Origin of the sequence: Pseudosporangium ferrugineum, from assembly GCF_003002065.1 — a bacterium.
GTDB lineage: Bacteria > Actinomycetota > Actinomycetes > Mycobacteriales > Micromonosporaceae > Actinoplanes > Actinoplanes ferrugineus_A.
Genome location: NZ_PVZG01000010.1, coordinates 1 through 19,459, shown reverse-complemented (window position 1 = coordinate 19,459; position 19,459 = coordinate 1). Strand labels below are relative to the sequence as shown.

Annotated in this window: 19 protein-coding genes and 1 rRNA gene; 11 read left to right on the top strand and 9 right to left on the bottom strand. The window is 72.4% G+C overall.

Translation table 11 applies throughout. The features are described from left to right. Positions 1-2 precede the first annotated feature (2 nt). Positions 3-1,070 (bottom strand): succinyl-diaminopimelate desuccinylase, encoded by a 1,068-nt coding sequence (gene dapE, locus CLV70_RS21080; protein WP_106128269.1) that lies wholly within the window; start codon positions 1,068-1,070, stop codon positions 3-5. A gap of 50 nt (positions 1,071-1,120) precedes the next feature. On the opposite strand from dapE, the gene argH reads away from it, so the two are divergent. Further along, on the top strand, positions 1,121-2,551 hold the full coding sequence (gene argH / locus CLV70_RS21075) for an argininosuccinate lyase (protein ID WP_106128268.1): 1,431 nt from the start codon (positions 1,121-1,123) through the stop codon (positions 2,549-2,551). Between the two features lie 45 nt (positions 2,552-2,596). Here argH and CLV70_RS21070 read toward each other — a convergent pair whose 3' ends face one another. Together CLV70_RS21070 and arfA are read right to left on the bottom strand one after the other, a co-directional pair. Continuing rightward, on the bottom strand, positions 2,597-3,511 hold the full coding sequence (locus CLV70_RS21070) for a sulfite exporter TauE/SafE family protein (protein ID WP_106128267.1): 915 nt from the start codon (positions 3,509-3,511) through the stop codon (positions 2,597-2,599). A gap of 71 nt (positions 3,512-3,582) precedes the next feature. Next, positions 3,583-5,061, bottom strand: a complete 1,479-nt coding sequence (gene arfA / locus CLV70_RS21065) for an arabinosylfuranosidase ArfA (protein WP_106128266.1) — start codon at positions 5,059-5,061, stop codon at positions 3,583-3,585. A 51-nt stretch (positions 5,062-5,112) separates the two neighbouring features. Between arfA and CLV70_RS21060 the strand changes: the two genes are divergently transcribed. Together CLV70_RS21060 and CLV70_RS21055 are read left to right on the top strand one after the other, a co-directional pair. Further along, complete coding sequence (locus tag CLV70_RS21060; protein WP_106128265.1) at positions 5,113-5,841, top strand: histidine phosphatase family protein; 729 nt, start codon at positions 5,113-5,115, stop codon at positions 5,839-5,841. Further along, positions 5,825-6,694, top strand: coding sequence for an NAD(P)H-hydrate dehydratase (locus tag CLV70_RS21055; RefSeq protein ID WP_106128264.1), 870 nt, complete (start codon positions 5,825-5,827; stop codon positions 6,692-6,694). The genes CLV70_RS21060 and CLV70_RS21055 overlap by 17 nt, the downstream gene beginning before the upstream one ends. A 64-nt stretch (positions 6,695-6,758) precedes the next feature. Here the strand turns inward: CLV70_RS21055 and CLV70_RS21050 are convergent, their stop codons facing one another. The 5 genes from CLV70_RS21050 to CLV70_RS39750 all read right to left on the bottom strand — a co-directional run bounded on the left by CLV70_RS21050 (position 6,759) and on the right by CLV70_RS39750 (position 12,406). Continuing rightward, positions 6,759-9,851: a GH92 family glycosyl hydrolase gene (locus tag CLV70_RS21050; RefSeq protein ID WP_106128263.1), complete on the bottom strand. Its 3,093-nt coding sequence runs from the start codon at positions 9,849-9,851 to the stop codon at positions 6,759-6,761. Between the two features lie 82 nt (positions 9,852-9,933). Next, on the bottom strand, positions 9,934-10,416 hold the full coding sequence (locus CLV70_RS39755) for a hypothetical protein (RefSeq protein WP_158277794.1): 483 nt from the start codon (positions 10,414-10,416) through the stop codon (positions 9,934-9,936). A gap of 11 nt (positions 10,417-10,427) precedes the next feature. After that, complete coding sequence (locus tag CLV70_RS21040; protein ID WP_106128262.1) at positions 10,428-11,060, bottom strand: DNA-3-methyladenine glycosylase; 633 nt, start codon at positions 11,058-11,060, stop codon at positions 10,428-10,430. 175 nt (positions 11,061-11,235) lie between these two features. Then, positions 11,236-12,045: a CAP domain-containing protein gene (locus CLV70_RS21035; protein ID WP_245908369.1), complete on the bottom strand. Its 810-nt coding sequence runs from the start codon at positions 12,043-12,045 to the stop codon at positions 11,236-11,238. Positions 12,046-12,229: 184 nt separating this feature from the next. Next, positions 12,230-12,406: a hypothetical protein gene (locus CLV70_RS39750; protein ID WP_158277793.1), complete on the bottom strand. Its 177-nt coding sequence runs from the start codon at positions 12,404-12,406 to the stop codon at positions 12,230-12,232. A gap of 243 nt (positions 12,407-12,649) precedes the next feature. Here CLV70_RS39750 and CLV70_RS21030 point away from each other — a divergent pair, with 243 nt between their 5' ends. From CLV70_RS21030 to CLV70_RS21005, 6 genes are all read left to right on the top strand, one after another. Further along, a complete protein-coding gene (locus CLV70_RS21030) occupies positions 12,650-13,477 on the top strand; it encodes a helix-turn-helix domain-containing protein (protein WP_106128261.1) in 828 nt (275 codons plus the stop codon). After that, complete coding sequence (locus tag CLV70_RS21025; protein ID WP_106128260.1) at positions 13,470-13,661, top strand: DUF397 domain-containing protein; 192 nt, start codon at positions 13,470-13,472, stop codon at positions 13,659-13,661. The genes CLV70_RS21030 and CLV70_RS21025 overlap by 8 nt, the downstream gene beginning before the upstream one ends. Positions 13,662-13,670: 9 nt before the next feature. Continuing rightward, positions 13,671-14,870, top strand: a complete 1,200-nt coding sequence (locus CLV70_RS21020) for a hypothetical protein (RefSeq protein WP_106128259.1) — start codon at positions 13,671-13,673, stop codon at positions 14,868-14,870. Between the two features lie 80 nt (positions 14,871-14,950). Then, positions 14,951-15,400 carry a type II toxin-antitoxin system PemK/MazF family toxin gene (locus CLV70_RS21015; RefSeq protein WP_245908394.1) on the top strand — a complete coding sequence of 150 codons (450 nt, stop codon included), beginning with the start codon at positions 14,951-14,953 and terminating at the stop codon, positions 15,398-15,400. 38 nt (positions 15,401-15,438) lie between these two features. Continuing rightward, positions 15,439-16,020, top strand: a complete 582-nt coding sequence (locus CLV70_RS21010) for a hypothetical protein (RefSeq protein WP_245908368.1) — start codon at positions 15,439-15,441, stop codon at positions 16,018-16,020. A 14-nt stretch (positions 16,021-16,034) separates the two neighbouring features. After that, positions 16,035-16,703 carry an adenylate kinase family protein gene (locus CLV70_RS21005; RefSeq protein ID WP_106128257.1) on the top strand — a complete coding sequence of 223 codons (669 nt, stop codon included), beginning with the start codon at positions 16,035-16,037 and terminating at the stop codon, positions 16,701-16,703. A gap of 15 nt (positions 16,704-16,718) precedes the next feature. Here CLV70_RS21005 and CLV70_RS21000 read toward each other — a convergent pair whose 3' ends face one another. Next, entirely contained in the window at positions 16,719-17,480 is a 762-nt protein-coding gene (locus CLV70_RS21000; protein WP_106128256.1) for a polyphosphate kinase 2 family protein, read from the bottom strand. Positions 17,481-17,534: 54 nt separating this feature from the next. Between CLV70_RS21000 and tyrS the strand changes: the two genes are divergently transcribed. Both tyrS and CLV70_RS20990 read left to right on the top strand, forming a co-directional pair. Continuing rightward, a complete protein-coding gene (gene tyrS / locus CLV70_RS20995; protein WP_106128255.1) occupies positions 17,535-18,809 on the top strand; it encodes a tyrosine--tRNA ligase in 1,275 nt (424 codons plus the stop codon). A gap of 559 nt (positions 18,810-19,368) precedes the next feature. Beyond that, positions 19,369-19,459 (top strand): 16S ribosomal RNA (locus CLV70_RS20990); the annotation flags it as partial.

Sequence of the window (19,459 nt, the reverse complement as noted above, 5' to 3'; positions counted from 1 at the left end):
TATCAGCTCAACCAGTCGCGGAGGACCCGTTCGCATTCGCGGATCTGGGCGGTGGGGACGTGTTCGTCGTCGGTGTGGGCGAGCAGCGGGTCGCCCGGGGCGTAGTTGACGGCCGGGATGCCGAGTTCGGCGAAGCGGGCCACGTCCGTCCAGCCGAACTTCGGCGCCGGCTCGCGGCCCACCACGGCCACGAACTCCGCGGCGGCCGGCAGGTCCAGGCCGGGGCGGGCGCCCGGGGCCTGGTCGCGGATCTCCAGGTCGTAGCCGGCGAAGACCTCGCACAGGTGGGCGTACGCGTCGTCGACGCTGCGGTCCGGGGCGAAGCGGTGGTTGATGTCGACGACGCACGCGTCCGGGATCACGTTGCCGGCGATGCCGCCCTGGATGTTGACCGCGTTGAGGCCCTCGCGGTATTCGAGGCCGTCGACCGTCACGCGCCGCGGCTCGTACGCCGCCAGGATCGCCAGCACCGGCGCCGCGAGGTGGATCGCGTTGCGGCCCGCCCACGCGCGTGCCGCGTGCGAGGCCTTGCCGGCCAGGGTGATCCGCACCCGCATGGTGCCCTGGCAGCCGCCCTCGACGCCGGCGTTCGACGGCTCGCCGAGGATGGCGAAGTCGCCGGCCAGCCACTCGGGGTGGTTGCGGACCAGGCGGCCGAGCCCGTTCTTCACCGACGCGACCTCCTCGTTGTCGTAGCAGACGAGGGTGAGATCGTGCCGGGGCTCGGTGACCGTGGCGGCGATGCGCAGCTGGGTGGCCAGGCCCGCCTTCATGTCGCAGGTGCCGCGGCCGTACAGGAGCTCGGCGTCGCCCTCGCCGGTGGTCCAGGTGGGCAGGTTGTCCTTGATCGGCACGGTGTCGAGGTGGCCGGCGAGCACGATGCGGCGGTCCCGCCCGAGGTTCGTCCGCGCCACCACGGCGTCGCCGTCGCGCAGCACCTCGAGGTGCCCGAGCTTGCGCAGCGCGGCCTCCACGGCGTCGGCGAGCGCGGCCTCCGCGCCGCTGACCGAGGGGATGTCGCAGAGCGCGCGGGTCAATGAGACAACATCATCGTGCAGGTCGAGCGTCATGGAGTCGACCCTATCGTTGCCATATCCGACCTATAGCTGAGGAGTGAGCAGTGCCGGAGACCGAAGGTCCGACCAGGCTGTGGGGTGGCCGGTTCGCCGGTGGACCGGCCGATGCGCTGGCGCGGCTGAGCGTGAGCGTGCACTTCGACTGGCGGCTGGCGCCGTACGACATCGCCGCCTCGCGGGCGCACGCGCGGGTGCTGGCCGGCGCCGGCCTGCTGGACGCCGACGAGCTCGGCAGGATGCTGGCGGCCCTGGACGACCTCGAGTCGGCGTGCGCGGCGGGGGAGTTCCGCCCGACCGTCGAGGACGAGGACGTGCACACCGCGCTCGAACGCGGCCTGCTGGAGCGGCTGGGCGCGCTCGGCGGCAAGCTGCGCGCCGGCCGTTCCCGCAACGACCAGGTCGCCACCGACCTGCGGCTGTACCTGCGCGACCACGCCCGCGGGGTGGCCGCCGCCGTGGTCGAGCTGGCCGACGCGCTGATGGAGCAGGCCGGCCGGCACATCGACACCCCGGCCCCCGGCCTGACCCACGTGCAGCACGCCCAGCCGGTCAGCTTCGGGCACTGGCTGCTCGCCCACGTCCAGCCGCTGCTGCGCGACCTGGAGCGGCTGCGGGACTGGGACGAGCGGACGGCCATCTCGCCGCTGGGCTCGGGCGCGCTGGCCGGTTCGTCGCTGCCGCTGGACCCGGCCGCGGTCGCCAAGGAGCTGGGCTTCAAGGCGCCGGTGCAGAATTCGATGGACGGCGTGGCGGACCGCGACTTCGTGGCCGAGTTCCTCTTCATCACCAGCCTGATCGGCGTGCACCTGTCCCGCCTCGGCGAGGAGGTGGTGCTCTGGACCTCCACCGAGTTCGGCTGGGTGATCCTCGACGACGCGTTCGCCACCGGCTCGTCGATCATGCCGCAGAAGAAGAACGCCGACATCGCCGAGCTGGCCCGCGGCAAGGCGGGCCGGCTGATCGGCGGCCTGGTCGCGGTGCTGACCATGCTCAAGGGCCTGCCGCTCACCTACGACCGCGACATGCAGGAGGACAAGGAACCCGTCTTCGACGCGATCGACACGCTCCAGCTGCTGCTGCCGGCCCTGGCGGGCATGATCTCGACGATGACCGTACGGGTGGACAAGCTCGCCGCCGCCGCGCCGGTCGGGTTCTCCCTGGCCACGGAGGTCGCGGACTGGCTGGTGCGCCGCAACGTCCCGTTCCGCGACGCGCACGAGATCACCGGCCGCCTCGTCGCCCTGTGCGCGGCCCGCGAGTGCGAGCTCGAGGACGTCAGCGACGAGGACCTGAAGACGGTCAGCGAGCACCTCGACCCGGCCGTACGCCAGGTCCTGTCCGTCCGCAGCGCCCTGGCCGGACGGACCACGCCCGGCTCGACCGGCCCGGGCCCGGTCGCCGACCAGCTGCAGACGGCGTCGGACAAGCTGGACGGCTGGCGCGAGTGGGCGATCGAACCGGTCGTCCCGCGCTGACGACGACTTCGGGGGTGCCGTCCGTCCGGTCGGCGCCCCCGTCGCTCAGACGGGGACCTTGTCCTCGTCGGTCCGGCCGGCCGGGGCCGCGAGCTCGGCTGCCTCGCGCGGCGTGCGGGCCCGGCGGGCGATCGCCAGGCCGGCCGCGATCAGGACCGCCGTGCCGGTGGCGAGGCCGACCGTGAGGGTCGGGACGTCGAGCAGTTTGAGGGCGCTGGCCAGCAGCACGATCACCAGCGCCGTCCGGACGATGCCGCCCGGGGCGCGGGACGAGATGCGGGCGCCGATCAGGACGCCGGGGATCGAGCCGAGCAGGACGGCGGCGGTGAGGTCGAGCTGGAGGTCGCCGAAGAAGGCGTGGCCGAGGGCGGCGGACAGGACCAGCGGGACGGCCTGGACGAGGTCGGTGCCGACGAGGTCGTTGGCGCGCAGCTTCGGGTAGAGGGCGAGCAGCGCCACGATGATCAGGGAGCCGGAGCCGACGCTGGTCAGGCCCACGATCAGGCCGCCGCCGACGCCGAGCAGGATCGTCGGCAGCGGGCGTACGGTGATCGGCTGGGGCGGGGCGTCGCCGCGCTGGCGGCGGCTCACCCAGGCCTTGAGGAGCAGGCCGCCGGCGGCGAGCAGGAGGGCCACGCCGAGCGCGACCTTGATCGTGTGCTGGACCGAGGCGTCGTCGCCGAGCAGGCGCAGCACGAGGACCCCGAGGAAGGCGCTGGGCACGCTGCCGAGGCAGAGCCAGCCGACGAGCCGCCAGTTCACCGTGCCGCGGCGGGCGTGCACCCAGCCGCCGAAGGGCTTCATCACGGCGCTGGCGGCGAGGTCGCTGGAGACCGCGGCGACCGGCGGCACGCCGAAGACGAGCACCAGGATGGGGGTCATGAGGGCGCCGCCGCCCATGCCGGTGAGGCCGACCACGATGCCGACGCCGAGTCCGGCGAGCGCCAGGGTGAGATCCATCGCCTGAGTCTCGGCGAGAATCCCTGCCTTGTCTACTAACTGGGTCGACTTTATGGAGATTTAACAAGCGGTCAGCCGAGCCGGATCATGTTCCAGGACAGCGGTGGCAGCACCGCCTCCAGCCGGCCGCCGTCCAGCTCCGGGTCGTCCAGGGCGCGCGGTGTCACCCGATCGGGCTGCTCGCGGGTGTTCACCGCGTCCGGGTCGTCGTCGAAGAGGGCCGTGTGGGTGGCCCGGGCCGGCGACAGCGACCGTACGTCCACCCCGAGCGCCATCGGCGTGGTCTGCGACCGGTTCACGGCGAAGATCACCACCTCGTCCGCGGACTGCACCGCGACCGCGTCGAGCAGCGGCACCTCGCCGTACCGCTGCGTCTCGTGCACGGGAGAGTCGATCGCGGGGCGCAGGACCGTGCCGCGGCCGTACCGCGACGTGAGGGCGAACGGGTGGAACGACGCCTGCCGCCACACCTCCCCGCCCGGCTCGGTCATGATCGGGGCGATCACGTTGACCAGCTGGGCGAGGCAGCCGATGCGCACCCGGTCGGCGTGCCGCAGCAGGCTGATCAGCAGGTTGCCGACCACCACCGCGTCGGTGACCGAGTAGACGTCCTCGATCAGCCGCGGGGTCTCCGCGATCTCCAGGTGGGTCTCTCCGGCGAAGCGGCTCTGGTACCAGACGTTCCACTCGTCGAAGCTGAGGTGCAGCCGCTTGCGGTGCCGGCCCACGGCGCGGACGTGGTCGGCCGTGGCCACCAGGTCGTCGATGAAGCCGTCCATGTCCGTGGCCGCCGCCAGGAAGCTGTCCCGGTCGTCGCCGTGCTGCTGGTAGTACGCGTGCATCGACACGTAGTCGACCGCGTCGTACGTCTCACCCAGCACGGTCGCCTCCCACGCCCCGAAGGTGGGCATCTGCCGGCTGGAGCTGCCGCACGCGACGAGCTCGATCGACGGGTCGACCTGGCGCATCGCCTTGGCCGTCTCCAGCGCGAGGCGGCCGTACTCGTGGGCGGTCTTGTGCCCGATCTGCCAGGGCCCGTCCATCTCGTTGCCCAGACACCAGGTCCGGATTCCGTACGGCGAACCGCCCCGCAGATCGGACCAGTAGGTGCCGCCGGGCAGGTTGCAGTACTCCACCAGCGACCGGGCGGCGTCGAGGCCCCGGGTGCCGAGGTTGACCGCCATCATCGGTTCGACCCCGGCCGTACGCGCCCAGGCGACGAACTCGCCGACCCCGACCCGGTTCGTCTCCAGCGAGCGCCAGGCCAGATCCAGGCGGGCCGGCCGCTCGGACACCGGACCGATCCCGTCCTCCCAGCGGTAGCCGGAGACGAAGTTCCCGCCGGGGTAGCGCACGATCGGCACACCCAGCTCCCGGACCAGCTCCGTGACGTCCGTCCGGAAGCCGTCCGGGTCGGCGCTCGGGTGTCCGGGCTCGTAGATGCCCGTGTAGACGCAGCGGCCCAGATGCTCGACGAACGAGCCGTACAGCCGGGGATCCACCTCCCCGATCCGGTAGGCGGGGTCGACGATGAGGGACGCGACGTGCATGGCCACTCCTTCTGCGGCGTAGCGTGCCGCCGGACGGGTAAAGAGCGGGTCATGGAGCAACTGCAGTGGCTCGGGGTCGTCCGGCACGGCCAGAGTACGGGCAATGTGATCGCCGAGGAAGCCGAGACCGGCGGGCTCGAGGCGATCGAGATTCCGGAGCGGGACGCCGACGTGCCGTTGTCCGGCACCGGGCGTGAGCAGGCTGAGGCGGTGGGCGCATGGCTCGCCGGGCTGCCCGGGGACGAGCGGCCCGGGGTGGCGGTCGTGTCGCCGTACCTGCGGACCCGGCAGACCGCCGAGCTGGCGCTGGCCGGCAGCGGCATCGACATGGTGGTCGACGAGCGGCTGCGGGACCGCGAGCTGGGCGTGCTCGACCTGCTGACCGCGCGCGGGGTGCGGGCGCGGCTGCCGGAGGAGTTCGCGCGGCGGGCCCGGCTCGGCAAGTTCTACTACCGGCCGCCCGGCGGCGAGTCCTGGGCCGACGTGCTGCTGCGGCTGCGCGCCCTGCTGCGGGAGCTGCGCGCGGATCACCTGGACGGGCGGGTCCTGCTGTTCGGCCACGAGGCGACCGTGCTGCTCGTACGCTACCTCGCGGAGCGGCTCAGCGAGGCCGAGCTGATGGAGGTCGCGCACGCCACCACGGTGGCCAACTGCTCGATCAGCAGCTGGCGGCGGCACGGCGGCGCGCTGCGGGCGGAGCTGTTCAACGAGGTCGTCCACCTGCACCGGGAGGGCGCACCCGCCACGAGGCAGGAGGACGTCGATGCCGAGCCCGTCTGAGGAGCAGGTCATCACCCCTCGGGTGCTGCGCGCGTGGCCGCTGCCGGACCCGCAGGGCGGCAAGGAGTCGCGGGGGACCGTGCTGGTCGTCGGCGGGTCCCGGTTCACGCCCGGGGCGGTGCTGCTCGCCGGGGTGGCGGCGCTGCGGGCCGGCGCCGGGCGGCTGCAACTCGCGGTGACCGGGTCGACCGCGGCGGCGCTGAGCATCGCGGTGCCCGAGGCCAAGGTCGTGGGCCTGCCCGAGACCGACGGCGGCTCGGTCGCCGGGGACGTACCGGACCAGCTGCTGGAACTCGCCGCCGGCGCGGACGTGCTGGCCATCGGGTCCGGCCTCGACGACGTGGGCGAGACCGGGCGGCTGCTGCACCGGGTGCTGGACGCCGCCGGCAAGGAGGCCGCGGTGGTGCTGGACGCGTACGCCCTGGGCGCCCTCAGCAAGGAGCCGGACCTGCTCGCCGGCCGCCCGCAGCCGGTGGTCCTCACCCCGAACGTGACCGAGGCCGAGCACCTGCTGGGCCGCAAGCCGCGCGAGGACCTGGCCGCCGAGGCGAGGGAGCTGGCGCACCGCTACGACTGCACGGTCTCGCTCTACGGGCACATCGCCGCCCCGGACGGGCGGGCCTGGCGCGAGGAGAGCGGCGACGCCGGGCTGGGCACGTCGGGCAGCGGCGACGTGCGCGCCGGGATCGTGGCCGGGCTGCTGGGCCGCGGTGCCGAGCCGGCGCAGGCGGCGTGCTGGGCGGCGTTCGCGCATTCGGTGAGCGGCCAGCGGCTGGCGCCACGGTTCGGGCGTACCGGGTTCCTGGCCCGCGAGCTGGTCGACGAGGTGGCCTACACGATCGCCACGGTCTGAACCGCCGGACGGGCTGAGGCCCGGGGTGGGAGTCGCGGGACCCGACCCCCACCCCGGGGGTATCTCAGTTCACGAGCACTTCGTAGAGGCGCGCGGCGGCGTTTCCGTCGGAGGCGGGCGTCACCACGGATATACGAAGATACCGGGCATCGACATCGACCGCTGTCGAGGTGCTGTCCGCGGTGTTGCCGCGGACCTGTGCCCGGGTGGTCCACGAGGACCCGTCGTCCGAGGTCTGGACGTCGAAGTCGCGGGTGTTCCAGGCCGGATATTCGCCGCCGGCACCGGCGTGTCGGATCACCACGGTGGACACCCGCCGGCGGCTGCCGAGGTCGGCCTGCACCCACTTCGTGGCGCCCGTCGAGCACCACTTGTCGGCCCAGCCGCCCAGCCAGCTGCCGTTGAACGCCTTGTCCGGGCCCTCGGCCGCCCCGCACGACGAGTCCGACGTGGACGGGCTGCGCAGGGCCAGGTCGGTGGGGGCGCTGCTGCTGCCGTACACCTCGAGCTCGTAGAGGCGGGCGGTGCCGCTCCCGTCGTTGGCCGGCTGGCTCGCGTCCAGCCGCACGTAGCGGGCGGTGCGCGCCGGGAACGGCAGGTAGCTGCGGCTCGCCCGCGCCCCGGTGACGGTGACGGCGGCGCTCCAGGAGGAGCCGTCCGTGCTCGTGGAGATCGTGTACGCGCCGGTGTTCCAGTTCGTCGGCTCGCCGCCGAGCCCGGCGTGCTTGACCACGAACGAGCTCACCGTACGCGCCGAGCCGAGGTCCACCTGCAACTGCGGCGCCGAGGCGGAACAGAACTTGCTGTTGCCGGCGATCGCGCCGTCGACCGCCTTGGCCGGGGACTCGGCGCTGTTGCAGGACGCCGTGCCGGTCGCGGTGCGGCCCGCGGCCAGGTTCGCCCCCAGGTCCGGCTCGGCGATCGGCTGGTTGCGGCCGTCGCCGAAGCTCGGGGGTACGTCGCCCGCGCCGGTGCCCCACGCGGACGGGCTGGAGCCCTGGGTGAACGCGACGGTGCCGCCGTCCGCGATGTCGCCGTACCGGAAGTAGCTGTGGCTGGTCGCCGAGCCGTCGACGGACAGGGTCTGCACGTAGCGGTTGGCGGCGCTGCCGCCGGTGACGGTGATGTCGCCGGGGCCGCGCTGGATGAGCACGCTCGGGAACAGCGCCCCGTGCACCGCCAGGGTGTCCGCGCCCGGGGTGACCGGGTAGAAGCCCAGGGCGGACCAGACGTACCAGGCGGAGGTGGCGCCGAGGTCGTCGTTGCCGGGCAGGCCGCCCGCGCCGGTGGTGAAGGACTCGGTCATGACCCGGCGGACCGCGTCGCTGGTACCGGCCGGCTTGCGCGCCGCGTTGTACGTCCACGGCACGTTGTGCTCGGGCTCGTTGCCGATGTAGAAGTACGGCCGCACGAGCCCGCCGTTGAGCTCGGTGAAGTGGTGGTCGAGGCGCTGCACCGCGGTGGCCGGGCCGCCCATCAGCGTGATCAGGCCGCCGAGGTTGTGCGGGACCATCCACGAGTACTGGGCGGCGTTGCCCTCGACGTACGGGCTCTCCTGCGCCGGGTTCAGCGGCTGGGACCAGCCCCCGCCGCCCTCGCGGGTGTGGATGTACGACGACTCACCGTTGAACAGGTTGCGCCAGCTCTGCGAGCGCGTGCTGTACGTGTTGTACGCCGCGGTGTCGCCCTGCGCCTTGGCGAACTGGGCCACGGCGAAGTCGGAGGCCGCGTACTCGAGGGTCTCCGACGGGTTTCCGGGGATGTAGCCGCTGTTCTGGTAGACGCTCTGGTTGCCGCGCAGCACGTAGCCCTGGGTGCTGCCGCCGGACGCGCTCTTCTTCATCAGCGCCAGCGCCGCGGCCTGGTCGAAGCCGCGGGCGCCGAACGCGTACGCGCTGGCCACGATGATCGGCCCGGGGTCGCCGGGCATCACGAAGTCCTCGATCGTCTGGTGCGACCACTTCGGCAGCAGGCCGCCCTGCTGGCCGTCGAGGACCATGGACTTGACGATGTCGCTCATCACGTCCGGGGCGATCAGGGCCACCAGCGACGCCCAGGAGCGGTAGATGTCCCAGCCCGAGTAGTTCTGGTAGACGGGGTGCGAGGCGGTGTGCACGGCGTTGTCGAAGCCCCGGTACTCGCCGTTGGTGTCGCTCGAGATGTTCGGGTTCTGCAGCACGTGGTAAAGCGCCGTGTAGAACTTCTGCAGGTCGGCGGTGGCGCCGCCGGTGACCTGGATGCGGTTCAGCGCGGTGTTCCAGGCGGAGGAGGCGTTGCCGCGTACGGTCGCGAAGCTCGCCGCCTCGGCCGTGGCGTTGTTCTGCGCGTTGGCCACGCTCACGAAGGAGATGCCGATCGTCGCGTTGACCACCGCGTTCGACGTGGTGTCGAAGGTGACGTACGCGCCCGTCTGCGTCCCGCTCGTGCTGGTGGAGCCGGCGCTGATCGACGAGCCCTTGAACGTCCCGACGCCGGTGGGCGCGCGGTCGAACAGGATCGAGTAGTACATCTTGAACGTCCGGCCGCCGCAGAAGCCGCCGGCGGTGTGCTCGCCCGAGACGCGGTTGCCGCTGATGGTGACGGTGCCGTCGCGGTCGCCGGTGGCCGAGCGGCTGGCGTTGATCAGCACCCGCGCGGTGGTGCTCGCCGGATAGACGAGCCGCAGGGCGCCCGTACGCGTGGTGGCGCTCAGTTCCGCGTCCACGCCGTACTTGTCGAGCCGGTTCTTGTAGTAGCCGGGCGACGCGACCTCGTTGGACTTCGTGTACGCCGAGGCGTAGCTGGTCCAGGCCGAGCCGGGCGAGGAGCCGAGGTTGCCGGTGACCGGCAGGATCGGCAGGTCCTCGTTGTTCGGGCAGCCGGCGCCGTTGAAGTGGGTGAGGCTGAACGACTCGATGGTGCGGTCGCGGTCGCGGTAGCCCGACGGGGAGGCGCTGGGGGTGTCGGGGCTGAACTGCACCATCCCGAACGGCACGGTGGCGCCGGGGAAGGTGCTCCCGCCGGCGCCGCCGCCGACCGGGTTGGGCGAGTTGCTGTCGTCGGTGCCGACCAGCGGGTTGACGTACTGGGTGAGGTTCAGCTCGGCGGCGGCTGCCGCCTGCGGAACGGAGAGTGCTGCGGCGGTGAGGAGGACCGCCGCGGCGAGGGTACGGAGCATGGGAGTGCCGTCCCTTCCAGGAGAACAACGTGACAACGTTGTCAAACTGGAAGTAATAGAAGCACGCCAATATCGGCACCTGTCAATAAGGTGAACGGCTGCGCCGGTCCCGGATCAGCGTCGCCGCGGCCGTCGCCGTGCCACCCACGCCGACGCCGCCCAGCACCCCCAGGGCGAAGCGCTGCTCGTGGCGGACCTGCCGGTCCTGCGCCTGGTCGCCCGGCCGGGGGTTCTCGCTGATCCCGGCGAAGGCGCTGATCCCCGCGACCCAGAAGGCCAGCACGGCCACCCCGGCCGCGGCCAGCGCCCAGCGGGGCAGCTCGACCGGCGGCGCCCACACCTCGCGGATGAACCAGCTCTGCGGCCGGCGCCCGCGCAGCGCCCGCCGGTTGGTCACGATCCCGGCGATGAAACCGGGCAGCACCAGCGCGGCGGCCACCGGGACCGCGACCCCGGTCGCCAGCGGTGCCTCCCCGCGCAGCAGCCCGGCGATCAGCCAGGCGCACCACAGCACGCCGGCCAGGCACAGCACGTCCAGCAGCAGCAACACCAGTCGGGATCTCACCGCACCGGACGTTAGCGCCCGGTGCGCTCCCGTACGGGCAGTTCCGGCTTTTTGCGCGGAACATGCCGCCGGTACGCGCTCACCGTCGGGTCCCCGGCGATCCAGAACCGCCACGGCACGTCGTGCGCGGCGGTCACCCCGACCCGCGGCCCCGCCTCGATCGCGCCCACCGGGCGGTCCGGCTCGTGCAACGTCGCGGGCCCGGTGCCGTCCACCACCGACGTGCCGTTCGCCCGGCGGTCGAGCGCCAGCACCTGCATGAGCTTGGCGGGGCCGGCCCCGAGATCCCGGTCCCGCTTCGCGGCGGGGCGCCGGGCACGCGCCGCCTCGAGCCCGCCGACGACCTCACCGGCGCGCAGCAGGACCGCCGAGGCCACCCCCGGCTCGCCGCACACCACGTTGGCGCAGAAGTGCATGCCGTAGATCTGGTAGACGTACAGCGCTCCGGCGGGGCCGAACATCACCTCGTTGCGGCCGGTCATCCCGCGGTGCGCGTGGCTGGCGGGGTCCCGGCCCAGCCCGCTGTACGCCTCCACCTCGGTCAGCCGTACGGTCACGCCGCCGGCGGTGAGCCGCCAGCCGAGCAGCTGCCGCGCCGCCTCGTCGACCTTGTCCGCGGGGAGCTCGAGCCAGGGATACGTCACGTCACCAGCGAAGCACAGCGTCAGCTGGTCGGCCGCGTCGGGCCTTTCGGCCGGCGCCGCTGCACCGGGCCGCAGCAGCCCTCGGGGCGGCTCGGGCCGAACGGCCGGGTCGGCCCGAACTCGGGACGCCGGCGCCGGCGCCGCCGGGCGGGCCCGCTCGCGCCGCTCCTCCCGCTCATCCCACGAAGTCCTGGGTCATCCAGACGAGACCGTCCCCGTCGCGCACCACGCTCAGGCCGATCCGCTCGAAGCCGCTGCTCAACAGGTTCTTGCGGTGGCCGTCCTCGGGCGGGACCTCGGCGAGCATGCTGTCGGTGAGCCCGTCGGCCGCCGCGACGATCTGCGCGTCGCTGCCGCCCGCCGAGCCGTAGCCGATGTTCTCGCCGGCCGAGCTCCACCGCACGCCCTGCGCGCTGAACCGGTCGCCGATCCCGCCCTCGCCGGGACACTGGTGCGACAGCCCGCAACCGCCGATCATCAGCCGGTTGTGCAGCGCGGCGGCCTTCGACAGCGAATCGTCCAGCGTGTACGCCGGCAGCCCCTCCGCCCGCCGCGCCGCGTTGATGTGCCCGAGCACCCGCTCGAGGATCGAGCCGCTGGTCGCCGGCGCGCTGCCGCCGGCCGACGGCGCGGGCGGCGCGGTGGTCGGCCGCCTGGTCACCTTCGGCTTCGGCTTGCTGGTCGCCTTCCTCGTCGGCGGCGCCGTGGTCGGCTCGGGCGCGGCGCTGCTCGTGGCCGGCGCCGGCGCCGGCGGTGCCGAGGGCGGCAACGACCCGGCGGAGTCGTCCGACAGCAGGTCGGGCCCGGCACCCGCGCCGTTCAGGTCGATCGGCGCCTCGGTGACCAGCGGCGCGTTCGTACCGGCCCGCTCGGCGGCCGGCTCGGCGGCATGCCGGTTGAGCCCGACCACCGTGAACCCCACCCCGATCACGATGGCGGTAGCACCCGCCGCCAGCGTGTACCGGAACTGTCGGGCAGCGGACATGGCCACGGACTCGGTCACCTCGGGCACTCGTCGGGACGGGCCGTGCCACGGCACGACCCGGCGGCCGCGGAGGCGGCGCCCACCGACTATCGCCGCCGGGCCGCGGCCCCGGGCCGTACCTCAGGAGCCCTTAAGGATCGACACACGAAGACATAAGATCCCGCCCGCTCACCGCGGGCGCTGATCAGGGGCCGGGCGGCCGGGCGGCCTCGCCGTCGGGGATGGGGCGTTCGTCCCGCTCGCGGTCCGGGCAGGGCCAGCTCAGCCCGCAGGTGCAGCGGGTACGCCGGAACGCCCGCCGGACCCGTACGTGCGCCGGGGTCATCGGCGTTCGCCGCTCGCCGCCGGTGTCCAGCCCCATCGCATCCTCCCGTCGCGCCCCGCAGTGACCGATAGCAACGCGGGGACTACACAGAGGAGCGTGCTTGACCTAGTGTCAGGCATCAATGGATGAGGGCGAGATTCCCGGAACCGGATTCTCACTGTCTCGCTGCAGGCGATCCGGTCGTCTCGTTCGGCACAACTGCAAACTTCCCGACAGAGGAGGCCGGCCTTGACCGCCGAGACAGGTTCCACCGTCCCGAGACGCCAGGCCGGCCGGCTGATGAAGCAGCTGCGCGAGCGGGCCGGCATCTCGCTGATGGCCGCGGCCGAGGAGCTCGAGTTCTCCCGCGCCCGCATGTACCGCATCGAGAACGGCGAGGTGTCCCTGCGCAAGCACGACGTGCTCGCGATGTGCGCGTTCTACGGCGCCAACGAGCAGATCACCGAGGTGCTCGTCGGCCTGGCGCGCGAATCCAAGGCCAAGGGCTGGTGGCACGCGTACGGCGATGTCGTGCCGGCCTGGTTCGAGCTGTACGTCGGCATGGAGACGGCCGCCGAGCGGTTGCGCCACTACGCGCCCAGCGTGATCCCCGGCCTCCTGCAGAACCGCGAGTACGCCGAATGGGTGTTCCGCAAACGCAGCGACCTCGACGAGGCCGGCGTGCGCAACGCGGTGGCCGTACGCCTCGAGCGCCAGGAGCTGCTGCGCCGGCACAGCCCCCGCCCGCCGGCCCTCGAGGTCATCGTCGACGAGGGGGTGCTGCGCCGGACCATCGCCGACACGCTCGGCATGCAGAAACAGCTCGCCCACCTGGTGAACATCTGCCAGCGCCCGGGGGTCAGCGTGCGCGTGGTGCCGTTCTCGGCCGGTCCGCACATCGCGTCCAGCGCCGGTTCGTTCACCATTCTCGACTTTCCCACCGTGGGGGCCGCGGCGCCCGAGCCCACGACCATCTACAGCGAGAATCTGACCGGCGCCCTCTACCTCGACAAGCCCCGTGAAGTGGAGACTTATTGCGGCATCTGGCGGGAGCTGGAACAGGTGGCCCTCGATCAGCGTGCCTCCGAGGAGCTCATCGGCGCGATCATCAAGGAGAGCGATGGCTGACCTGACCGGTGCCCGATGGCACAAGAGCAGCCGCAGCGGCAGCAACGGTGGCGACTGCGTCGAGGTGGCCGACAACCTGCCGGACATCGTCGCCGTACGCGACAGCAAGGATCCCGGCGGCCCGGCCCTGATCTTCCCCCGGGCGGCGTGGCGCGCGTTCATCGCCTCGCTGAAGGCTCAGTAGTCTGCGGCGGTGACCAGCACCGCAGACCTGCCCGCACCCGTCCTGCTCTGGCAGCGGTGGGCCACCCTGGCCGCCGCGCTGACCCCGCTCGGCCACGAGGACGTCTGGAGCGTGGGAGCCACCGGCGCCCACCACGACGACGGCGGCGGCAACTGGTCGCACCTCGCCCTCGTCGAGGACGGCCGGGCTGTCCTGTACGGCTACGACCACGAGTACAGCGACACCACGTACGCCGAACCCGCCCTGGACCTGCTCGCCGGCGCCCCGGACTGGCTGCCCTGGGACGACCTGGCCCGGCTCGCGGCCGACGACCAGCTCGGCTACGTGCTCTGGTACGAGGGCGACGGTCCCTGGCAGCGCGTCGCGTACCCGGACGATCTGGACGACGGCCTGCGCCAGACGGCCGGGCCGGTCCTCGGCGAGGGTGCCGTCCGCCAGGAGCTCGAGGAATTCGTCTTCCAGTGGGGCCGGCACACCGTCGACACCCCTGAGGAACGCGACGCCGTCCGCTCGGCCGCCACCCGCCTCCTCGGCGGCTTCACCGCCGAGGCGCTCGGAGACCTGCTCGGCCGGCTGACCGGCGTACCCGTGGATCTGCCCGCCGGAGTCGCCGTCGCCGCGACGGCGGGCCTGCTGCCCGGGACCGTCGTCCCCCGCGTCCCGCCCGGCACGCCACCCGCCCGGCGCCGGGTCCGCTCGCTCAGCGAGTCCGGACACGAGCGGCTGGTCTGGGACGCGATGCGCCGCGAGCCGGAGCGCCCCCGGCCGGTCCCGGCACCGGTGCCCGCCCTGGACGACCTCGTGGCCTGGCTGCGCGGCCACGCGCCGGCCGGCGACGGCCGCTGCTCCCTTCTGATGTACGCCGACAGCGCCTCGACCGCGGCCCAGGAGGGCGAGCACCCGCCGGAGGAACGCCCCGGCGACGGCTGGGCCGCGTCCTTCGCGGAGCTGAGCGACCTCGTCCGCCGGCTGCGCGACGCCGAGGCGGACGAGAGCCACGGCCGCTGGCTGTTCCTGCGGATCGAGACGACGGCCGGCACGGTGACGGTGGACCGCCGCTACGACGGGTGGCCGGACTGGTGGGCGGACAACGGGCCGTCCGGGCCGTGGCTCGGCAACCTGCGCACCGAGATCGGCTCCCGCGAAGCGCGCTGGCGGCCGTCCTGGGCGCCGCTGCTGGACCCGGAGGTGGCCTACCGCCCGGCGTGACGTCGAGGCGCGGCCCGCCGCTCGCTACAGTGCCGGGCGTGAGCAGACTTCTGAACGGCATCGCCGGCACGCTGCGCCGGGTGGTGGGCCGCCGTGCCGCCGCCCCGCAGGGCACCACCCGGCCGGCGCGGCCGGTCCCGCAGCAGGTTCCCACCGCGAGCCGGGGACGCCGCCTGGAGTACGCGCCGAACCTCGACGGCGACGCCGACCCGGGCGAGATCGTCTGGACCTGGGTGAAGTACGAGGACGATCCGAGCCAGGGCAAGGACCGGCCCGTGCTGGTGGTCGGGCGCGACGGCCGTACCCTGCTCGGCCTGATGCTTTCCAGCCAGAGCGAGCGGGACGGCCAGCGCCACTGGCTCGCCCTCGGCCCGGGATCGTGGGACCGCGAGTCGCGGCCCAGCTGGGTGCGGCTCGACCGGGTGCTGGAGGTCGACGAGGACGGCATCCGGCGCGAGGGCGCGGTCCTCGACCGCGCGCGCTTCGACCGGGTGGCCGCGGCCCTGCGTAGCGACCACGGCTGGGCATAACCGGCGCTGAGGGGCGGTTGAGCACTACCGTGGATTCGGTGAACAAGGACATCATGGTCGGTTTCGGTGGCAAACAGGCGTGGCTGGCCGTCCGCGACGGCGACCCGGCCGGGGTGCTGGCCGTCCTCGGCCTGCGCGACCTCGGCGAGGTGCGCTGGCGCGACGGCATCGACCTGGCACACCTGACCGACGACCGGGTCGCGGTCACCCCGCCGCTGCCCGGCGCCGGCGGCCGCACCTGGGTCCTTGCCGCCGGCCGGCACCTGCTGCGCCCCGACACCGTCCTCGACCTGCCCACACTGTCCGAACAGCTGCACACCGAGGTCCAGTTCTTCGCCACCCACCGGGTCACCGAGACCCACCGCTGGCAGCGCGCCGACGACGGTTCCCTGCTGCGGGCCTTCGGGTACGTGGGACAGACCGGCGACGTCACCTCCTGGTACGGCGACCCCGGCCCGGTCGAACTCGCCGCAGGCCTGCCCGCCGAATTCCCGGAGGACTCCGGCGTGCTCGTCTCGGAGCGCGACGTGCTGCGTGTCGCCGGAGGGTGGAGCATCGATCCCACCGAACTCGACGGACGCACGGCACCGGGCCCGCTGCGCGTGGGCGCCACCGCCTGAGAAGGGACGACACCATGCGCAAGTACGTGATCATGGGAGTGCAGGGCAGCGGCAAGGGCACCCAGAGCGAGCTGCTCGAGACCGGCCTGGACCTGGTGCACATCAGCGTCGGCGACATCTTCCGCTGGCACGTGCAGAACCACACCAAGCTCGGCGCCCAGGTACGCCGCGCGATGAACGCCGGCGAGCTGGTCGGCGACGACCTCGTCGAGTCCGTGGTGCGCGACCGGCTGGACCAGCACGACTGGAACTTCGGCTTCGTCATCGACGGGTTCCCCCGCAACGGGCGCCAGGCCGAGTTCTTCATGGAGAGCTACGACATCGACGGCGTCATCCACCTCGAACTGCCGGACGACGAGGTCCGCCGCCGCGTGCTCAGCCGCCGGCTCTGCCCCGGCTGCGGCATGGACTACAACCTGATCGCCGACCGGCCGGAGGTCGAGGGCCGCTGCGACATCTGCGGCACCCAGCTGGTCAAGCGCGAGGACGACACCCCCGAGGCGCTTGCCGCCCGGCTGCGCGACTACCACGAGAAGACCCGGCCGGTGCTCGAGCTGTTCCGGCGCAAGGAGGTCGTGCACGACGTGGACGCGCGGCCGTCGCCCGAGGAGGTCCAGCAGGAGATCCGGCGGGTGCTGAGCCTGCCGGCGTACGAGCCCTCGGCCTCCTCCGCCGGGGCCTGACCCTCCCTCCGTCGCTCAGTCGGCGTCGTGGAGGTCGTAGCCGCGGGCGGTCAGCTCGCGCTCCACGACGTGGCACACGTGCTCGGCCACCGCGACCCGCGCGTAGTGCTTGCTGTCGCCGGGCACGATCCGCCACCCGGCGCTGGGCCGGTCGGTCTTCTCGATCATCTCCTCGACGGCCGCCTCGTAGTCGCCGCGGCGCTCCCGGTTACGCCAGTCCTCGTCGGTGAGCTTCCACGCGCGTAACGGGTCGGCCGCCCGGCTCTCGAAGCGGCGCAGCTGCTCCTCCTCGGAGACGTGCATCCAGAACTTGATGAGGATCATGCCCTCGGCGGTCAGGGTGCGTTCGAACTCCACGATCTCGTCGTACGCCCGGGACCACTGCGCCCGGGTCGCGAAGCCCTCGACGCGTTCCACCAGGACCCGGCCGTACCAGGAGCGGTCGAGCACGGTCATGCCGCCCCAGCCCGGCAGCACGGCCCAGAACCGCTGCAGGAAGTGGTGCCGCTTCTCGTCGTACGTCGGCGCGGCGAACTGCGAGACGCGGACGTGCCGGGGGTCGAGCGGTGAGACCAGCCGCTTGATGGCGCCGCCCTTGCCGGAGGCGTCCCAGCCCTCGAAGAGCACGCACAGCGGCGGCCCTATCTTGTGGCCGGTCAGCTGGCCGCCCAGCAGCAGGCGGAGCCGGAGCAGCCGCTGCTGGGCCGCCTCCAGCTGGTCGGCGGCCTTCTTCCGGGACATCTCGACGGGGGGTGCGGCGGAACCGAGACGACTCATCAGGCCAGCCTCGCACGCCCGGGAAAGGAAACCCGCTGTCAGGGGACCCGCGCGATGCAGGACAATCGCGGGGTGACTCTCGTTGACGACATGCAGTGGCGCGGACTGATCCAGGACTCGACCGACCCCGACGAGCTGCGTAAGCACCTCGACGGCGGCTCGATCACGTTCTACGTGGGCTTCGACCCCACGGCGCCGTCGCTGCACGTCGGCAACCTCATGCAGGTGGTCACCGCGCGCCGGCTCCAGCGCGCCGGGCACCGGCCGCTGCTGCTGGTCGGCGGCGCGACGGGGCAGATCGGCGACCCGAGCGGCAAGGCCTCCGAGCGGGTCCTCACCTCCAGCGACGTGACCGCCGGCTGGGTGGAGCGGGTCCGCGCGCAGCTCGCGCCGTTCGTCGCGTACGAGGGCGACAACGCCGCCGCGATCGTGAACAACCTCGACTGGACCGGCCCGCTGTCGGTGATCGACTTCCTCCGGGACGTCGGCAAGCACTTCCCGATCAACAAGATGCTGGCCCGCGACGTGGTGCGCAACCGGCTCGAGAGCGGCATCAGTTACACCGAGTTCAGCTACCAGCTGCTCCAGGCCAACGACTTCTACGAGCTGCACGCCCGGCACGGCTGCCTGCTGCAGTTCGGCGGCTCGGACCAGTGGGGCAACATCACCGCCGGGGTCGATTTCGTACGCCGGCGCGGCGCCGGCCCGGTCCAGGCGTTCACCACCCCCCTGGTGCTCAAGGCCGACGGCACCAAGTTCGGCAAGAGCGAGGGCGGTGCGGTCTGGCTCGACCCGGCCATGACCTCGCCGTACGCGTTCTACCAGTTCTGGGTCAACGCCGACGACCGCGACGTCTCGCAGTACCTGCGCTACTTCAGCTTCAAGTCCCGCGAGGAGATCGAGGAGCTGGAGAAGGCCACCGCCGAGCGTCCCCAGGCCCGCCTCGCCCAGCGCGAGCTGGCGTTCGAGATCACCGCCCTCGTGCACGGCGAGGAGGAGGCACGGCAGGCCGTGGCGGCCAGCCAGGCCCTGTTCGGCCGGGGCTCCCTGGCGGAGCTGTCCCCGGACACCCTGCGGGCCGCCCTGTCCGAGGCCGGCCTGACCGAGGTCAGCGGGGAGCTTCCGGGCGTCACCGCGCTGCTGCAGCAGGCGGGGCTGGTCAAGAGCGGGGGAGAGGCCCGGCGGACGATCGCCGAGGGCGGGGCGTACCTGAACAACGAGCGGATCACCGACGCCGAGGCCACCGTTCCCGAGTCGGCGCTGCTGCACGGGCGGTTCCTCGTCCTGCGCAAGGGCAAGCGGACGTTCGCGGGGGTCGAGCGGGTGTGACCCACGTCAACCCGTCCCGATTTGACGCTCCGTAGACCTTCGACGTAACTTTCTCTCTGCCCGCGGGGGAGTTCCTCTCCCCGGGCGGAAGAACCCAGTACGCACGGTGACCTATGCCGTACGCAACTGGACCGGGTGGTGCGGACCGGACCCCTTCGGGGGGCCGATTTGGAGCCGCGGAGCCGACCGGGTAAAGTTCTTCGAGCCGGCAGGGAAACGGACGACGCAAGCGGCCGTCCTGCCAAACCCCAAGAAAGAGCATCGGATACAGCCGTGCGCGGCTTTTCTGATGTGCTGAATGGGGTCCGCACCTTTCGGCGGAACCGGGAAAACCCCGGATTTGACGAGGGAAAACAGCGGGAGTAAGGTTGAACGAGTGCCCCGGAGAACGGGCCGCGGAAATGCGGTTCTTTCAACGGTGTGTGGTTGTTCTTTGAGAACTCAACAGGGTGCTTGATAAGCCAGTGCCAAATTGATGATTTATCCTGGCCAGGCTGAGGTCTGGTTGGATTCCTTTGGCAGCATTTGATGTTGCCGGGATGGATTGTTCAACAGGTTTTTGTTGGAGAGTTTGATCCTGGCTCAGGACGAACGCTGGCGGCGTGCTTAACACATGCAAGTCGAGCGGAAAGGCCCTTTCGGGGGTACTC